The sequence below is a fragment of the Nitrospirillum iridis genome (assembly GCF_014205765.1).
Classification (GTDB): domain Bacteria; phylum Pseudomonadota; class Alphaproteobacteria; order Azospirillales; family Azospirillaceae; genus Nitrospirillum; species Nitrospirillum iridis.
Genome location: NZ_JACIIZ010000047.1, coordinates 1 through 2047 on the forward strand (window position 1 = coordinate 1; position 2047 = coordinate 2047).

At 71.0% G+C, this 2047-nt stretch carries 1 protein-coding gene; it reads right to left on the reverse strand.

The genetic code is table 11. The features are described from left to right. Positions 1–2047: beta strand repeat-containing protein (locus FHS74_RS30060; protein WP_184807953.1), on the reverse strand; the 2047-nt coding region annotated here is incomplete at both ends.

Genomic DNA, 2047 nt, shown 5'->3' on the forward strand with positions numbered 1-2047 from the left:
AGAAGATTTGCGCCGTGGTCAGCGTGGACACCTGGCTGGTGCTCAGGCCGGTCAGCTGGGACACGGTCAGCGCCGTCACCTGGTTGGTGGCCAGTACTGTCAGCTGGTCCGTGGTCAGCGCGCCGACCTGGGCCGCGCTGAACTCGCGCACGTCGGCGGTGGTCAGCGCCGTCACCTGATCGGTGGTCAGGGCCTTGACCTGGGTGGCGGAGAGGTTGGCCACCTGGGTGCCACTCAGGGCCGACAGGGCGCCGGTGTTCAGGCTGGCCACCTGGTTGGTGGTCAAGGCCGCCAGCTGGGCGGCGGTCAGCGCCTGGGCGTCCGCCGTGGGCAGGGCGCCCAGCTGGTCGGAGGTGAGCGCCCGCACCTGGGTTGTGGTCAGGCTGGCCACCTGATTGGTGCTGAGCGCCGTCAGGGTGGCGGTTTCCAGGCTGGACACCTGCGCGGTGGTGAGCGCCGCGATCTGGCTGGCGGCGAATTCGCGCAGGTCCGCCGTGGCCAGGGCGTTCAGCTGGGTGGTGGTGAGCGCCTGGACCTGGGCGTTCGCCAGCGAGGTCACCTGTGCGCTGTTGAGTGCCGACAGGGCGTCGCTGCTGAGCGTGGCGACCTGGGCGGCGGTCAGGCTGGCGACCTGGGCGGTGGTCAACGCCCGCACGGTGGCGGTCGGCAGGACGTTCAGCTGGTCGGAGGTCAAGGCCTTGACCTGGGCGGCGGACAGGCTGGCCGCCTGGGCGGTGGTCAGCGAGAAGGTTTGCGCCGTGGTCAGCGTGGACACCTGGCTGGTGCTCAGGCCGGTCAGCTGGGTCACGGTCAGCGCCGTCACCTGGTTGGTGGCCAGTGCCGTCAGCTGGTCGGTTGTCAGCGCGCCGACCTGGGCCGCGCTGAACTCGCGCACGTCGGCGGTGGTCAGCGCCGTCACCTGATCGGTGGTCAGGGCCTTGACCTGGGTGGCGGACAGATTGGCCACCTGGGTGCCACTCAGGGCCGACAGGGCGCCGGTGTTCAGGCTGGCCACCTGGTTGGTGGTCAAGGCCGCCACCTGGGCGGCGGTCAGCGCCTGGGCGTCCGCTGTCGGCAGGGCGCCCAACTGGTCGGAGGTGAGCGCCCGCACCTGGGTGGTGGTCAGGCTGGCCACCTGATTGGTGCTGAGTGCTGACAGGGTGGCGGTTTCCAGGCTGGACACCTGCGCGGTGGTGAGCGCCGCGACTTGGCTGGCGGCGAATTCGCGCAGGTCCGCCGTGGCCAGGGCGTTCAGCTGGGTGGTGGTGAGCGCCTGGACCTGGGCGTTCGCCAGCGAGGTCACCTGGGCGCTGTTGAGCGCGGACAGGGCGTCGCTGCTGAGCGTGGCGACCTGGGCGGTGGTGAGGCTGGCGACCTGGGCGGTGGTCAGCGCCCGCACGGTGGCGGTCGGCAGGACGTTCAGCTGGTCGGAGGTCAAGGCCTTGACCTGGGCGGCGGACAGGCTGGCCGCCTGGGCGGTGGTCAGCGAGAAGATTTGCGCCGTGGTCAGCGTGGACACCTGGCTGGTGCTCAGGCCGGTCAGCTGGGACACGGTCAGCGCCGTCACCTGGTTGGTAGCCAGTGCCGTCAGCTGGTCCGTGGTCAGCGCGCCGACCTGGGCCGCGCTGAACTCACGCACGTCGGCGGTGGTCAGCGCAGTCACCTGATCGGTGGTCAGGGCCTTGACCTGGGTGGCGGAGAGGTTGGCCACCTGGGTGGCGCTCAGGGCGGACAGGGCGCCGGTGTTCAGGCTGGCCACCTGGTTGGTGGTCAAGGCCGCCACCTGGGCGGCGGTCAGCGCCTGGGCGTCCGCTGTCGGCAGGGCGCCCAACTGGTCGGAGGTGAGCGCCCGCACCTGGACGGTGGTCAGGCTGGCCACCTGATTGGTGCTGAGCGCCGTCAGGGTGGCGGTTTCCAGGCTGGACACCTGCGCGGTGGTGAGCGCCGCGATCTGGCTGGCGGCGAATTCGCGCAGGTCCGCCGTGGCCAGGGCGTTCAGCTGGGTGGTGGTGAGCGCCTGGACCTGGGCGTTCGCCAGCGAGGTCAC